This window comes from uncultured Paracoccus sp., assembly GCF_947487305.1.
Lineage (GTDB): Bacteria > Pseudomonadota > Alphaproteobacteria > Rhodobacterales > Rhodobacteraceae > Paracoccus.
Genome location: NZ_CANKWH010000056.1, coordinates 1 through 3,075 on the forward strand (window position 1 = coordinate 1; position 3,075 = coordinate 3,075).

The 3,075-nt window shown below is 54.5% G+C and carries 1 tRNA gene and 2 rRNA genes; all 3 read left to right on the forward strand.

Annotation, left to right across the window (positions count from 1 at the left end):
* Positions 1–2,714 (forward strand): 23S ribosomal RNA (locus tag Q1A36_RS21135); the annotation flags it as partial.
* A gap of 109 nt (positions 2,715–2,823) precedes the next feature.
* Positions 2,824–2,938, forward strand: a 5S ribosomal RNA gene (gene rrf, locus Q1A36_RS21140).
* A 58-nt stretch (positions 2,939–2,996) separates the two neighbouring features.
* A tRNA-Met gene (locus tag Q1A36_RS21145) sits at positions 2,997–3,073 on the forward strand.
* The last annotated feature ends 2 nt before the right edge of the window (positions 3,074–3,075 follow it).

The window sequence follows — 3,075 nt, forward strand, 5'->3', positions numbered from 1 at the left end:
TGAAATCCAGTTATTGTTATCCTCGGATATCAATAACCGGGTTAACCAGGGACTTAATACCTGAATATATAGGGTTTTAAGGGCAAACCCGGGGAACTGAAACATCTAAGTACCCGGAGGAAAGGAAATCAACAGATACTCCCCTAGTAGTGGCGAGCGAACGGGGACCAGCCGAGCCATGAGAATGACCAGAATGTGTTGGAAAGCACAGCCAGAGCGGGTGACAGCCCCGTATGGGAAGTTCAATTGGACGCATTAAGTAGGGCGGGACACGTGAAATCCTGTCTGAAGATCGGGGGACCACCCTCGAAGGCTAAGTACTCCTTGCTGACCGATAGCGAACCAGTACCGTGAGGGAAAGGTGAAAAGCACCCCGACGAGGGGAGTGAAACAGTTTCTGAAACCGGACGCCTACAAGCAGTCGGAGGGGCCTTGAGCCCTGACGGCGTACCTTTTGTATAATGGGTCAACGACTTGGTCTGTCTAGCAAGCTTAAGCCGTTAGGTGTAGGCGCAGCGAAAGCGAGTCTTAAATGGGCGACTTAGTTAGACGGATCAGACCCGAAACCAGATGATCTAGGCATGAGCAGGATGAAGGTACGGTAACACGTACTGGAGGTCCGAACCCACACCTGTTGAAAAAGGTCGGGATGACTTGTGCCTAGGGGTGAAAGGCCAATCAAATCTGGAGATAGCTGGTTCTCCGCGAAAGCTATTTAGGTAGCGCCTCGGACGTATCCTCTTGGGGGTAGAGCACTACATGGATGATGGGGGCCCACAGCCTTACTGAGTCTAAGTAAACTCCGAATACCAAGAAGGACTATCCGGGAGACACACGGCGGGTGCTAACGTCCGTCGTGGAGAGGGAAACAACCCTGACCAACAGCTAAGGCCCCCAATTCGTGGCTAAGTGGGAAAGCATGTGAGACTTCCAAAACAACCAGGAGGTTGGCTTAGAAGCAGCCATCCTTTAAAGATAGCGTAACAGCTCACTGGTCTAATCAAGAGGTCTTGCGGCGAAGATGTAACGGGGCTCAAGCCACGAGCCGAAGCTTTGGGTGCACCTTCGGGTGCGCGGTAGCGGAGCGTTCTGTGATAGAGAACGCTGCCTCTTTAGCCCTTTGCTCCTTGAAAAGGGGGCGGGTTACGGAGGCGATGTTCTGACTGTGAAGCCGGGCTGTAAGGCATCCGGTGGAGTGATCAGAAGTGAGAATGTTGACATGAGTAGCGACAAACAGGGTGAGAGACCCTGTCGCCGAAAGTCCAAGGGTTCCTGCTTAAAGCTAATCTGAGCAGGGTAAGCCGGCCCCTAAGGCGAGGCCGAAAGGCGTAGTCGATGGGAACCAGGTTAATATTCCTGGGCCAGGAGATGGTGACGGATCACAGGTGTAGTGAGGTCTTATCGGATTGACCTTGCTGCTGAGTGGTTCCTGGAAATAGCCCTCCATGAGACCGTACCCTAAACCGACACAGGTGGACTGGTAGAGAATACCAAGGCGCTTGAGAGAACCACATTTAAGGAACTCGGCAAAATACCTCCGTAAGTTCGCGAGAAGGAGGCCCCGTTCGTAGGCAACTATGGGCGGGGGGCACAAACCAGGGGGTGGCGACTGTTTACTAAAAACACAGGGCTCTGCGAAGTCGCAAGACGACGTATAGGGTCTGACGCCTGCCCGGTGCCGGAAGGTTAAAAGGAGATGTGCAAGCATTGAATTGAAGCCCCGGTAAACGGCGGCCGTAACTATAACGGTCCTAAGGTAGCGAAATTCCTTGTCGGGTAAGTTCCGACCTGCACGAATGGCGTAACGACTTCCCCGCTGTCTCAAATGTGGACTCAGCGAAATTGAATTGTCTGTGAAGATGCAGACTTCCCGCGGTTAGACGGAAAGACCCCATGCACCTTTACTACAGCTTCGCACTGGCATCAGGATTGCGATGTGCAGGATAGGCGGTAGGCTTTGAAGCGGGGACGCTAGTCCTCGTGGAGCCATCCTTGAGATACCGCCCTTCGCACTCTTGATGTCTAACCGCGGTCCGTCATCCGGATCCGGGACCCTGCGTGGCGGGTAGTTTGACTGGGGCGGTCGCCTCCCAAACAGTAACGGAGGCGCGCGAAGGTTGGCTCAGAGCGGTCGGAAATCGCTCGTTGAGTGCAATGGCAGAAGCCAGCCTGACTGCGAGACTGACAAGTCGAGCAGAGTCGAAAGACGGCCATAGTGATCCGGTGGTCCCGAGTGGAAGGGCCATCGCTCAACGGATAAAAGGTACGCTGGGGATAACAGGCTGATGATGCCCAAGAGTCCATATCGACGGCATCGTTTGGCACCTCGATGTCGGCTCATCTCATCCTGGGGCTGGAGCAGGTCCCAAGGGTACGGCTGTTCGCCGTTTAAAGAGGTACGTGAGCTGGGTTTAGAACGTCGTGAGACAGTTCGGTCCCTATCTGCCGTGGGTGTAGGATACTTGAGAGGAGTTGCCCCTAGTACGAGAGGACCGGGGTGAACGTTCCACTGGTGGACCAGTTGTCGTGCCAACGGCAGTGCTGGGTAGCTATGAACGGACAGGATAACCGCTGAAGGCATCTAAGCGGGAAGCCCCCCTCAAAACAAGGTATCCCTTGAGAGCCGTGGAAGACCACCACGTCGATAGGCCGGAGATGTAAGCGCAGCAATGCGTTCAGTTGACCGGTACTAATGGCTCGATTGGCTTGATTTGATCCGGTGGAAGACAGACTTCCAGACCGATCACAAGCATGCAGACATGCAACACTTGGACAACACCTGCCCCCTAGAAAGGGCGCAACGCTGATCCGTTTCTTTCCCGGTCTGGTGGCCATAGCACGAGCGAAACACCCGATCCCATCCCGAACTCGGCCGTTAAGCGCCGTCGCGCCAATGGTACTGCGTCTCAAGACGTGGGAGAGTAGGTCACCGCCAGACCTGGAAAGAAACGGAATTCTCTGAACCGATGACAAACCTCCGAAAAGACATACCCTGTCGCGGGGTAGAGCAGCCCGGTAGCTCGTCAGGCTCATAACCTGAAGGTCACAGGTTCAAATCCTGTCCCCGCAACCAAA